The organism is Bacillus sp. ME78 (genome assembly GCF_903970865.1).
Classification (GTDB): Bacteria; Bacillota; Bacilli; order Bacillales; family Bacillaceae_G; genus Bacillus_A; species Bacillus_A cereus.
The window spans coordinates 1-903 of sequence record NZ_CAJCKK010000085.1; the positions used below are offsets into that span (position 1 = coordinate 1).

Consider the following 903-nt stretch of genomic DNA (forward strand, 5'->3'; position numbering starts at 1 on the left):
CGGAAACGTTTGCTTTTCCTTCTTTATCTGTCGTTACTTTTGTTACTACTTTATCTTTTTCATCTTGCACTTCGAATGTTACGCCCGCTAATACTGCGCCACTTTCTTTGTCTACTTTTGTAATCGCTACTGAACCTTTATCTAACAGCTCGTTCTCTACTTTCAATGATAAAACTTTCGTCATACCTTTTTTGATTTCGAATGATACTGGTTCCGTTAATTTTTTATAACCTGGTAAGCTCTTCGTCTCTACTAATTTGTATTTTCCTACTGATAGATCTGAAACGTTTGCTTTTCCTTCTTTATCTGTCGTTACTTCTGTTACTACTTTACCTTGTTCGTCTTGTACTTCGAAAACTACACCTTCTAATACTTTTTGACTATCTTTATCTACTTTTGTAATTTCTACTGAACCTTTGTCTAACTGTTCATTCTCTACTTTTAATGATAAGACTTCTGTCATACCCTTTTTAATTTCGAATGATACTGGCTCTGTTAGCTTTTTGTAGCCTGGTAAGCTTTCTACTTCTACTAGTTTGTAATTTCCTACAGATAGATCTGAAATTTTCGCTTTTCCTTCTTTATCTGTTTTTACTTTCGTTACTACTTTGCCTTTTTCATCTTGCACTTCGAATGTTACGCCTTTTAATAACACGCCACTTTCTTTGTCCACTTTTGTAATTTCTACTGAGCCTTTATCTACTAATTCGTTCTCTACTTTTAGTGATAAAACTTCTGTCATACCCTTTTTGATTTCGAATGATACTGGCTTCGCTAGTTTTTTATATCCTGGTAAGCTTTCTACCTCTACTAGCTTATATTTCCCTACTGATAAATCGGAAACGTTTGCTTTTCCTTCTTTATCTGTCGTTACTTTTGTTACTACTTTATCTTTTTCATCTT

General features: G+C 33.8%; 1 protein-coding gene. It reads right to left on the reverse strand.

The features are described from left to right. The coding region (locus H6481_RS28195; RefSeq protein ID WP_259347404.1) for a SpaA isopeptide-forming pilin-related protein at positions 1 to 903 on the reverse strand (903 nt) is incomplete at both ends.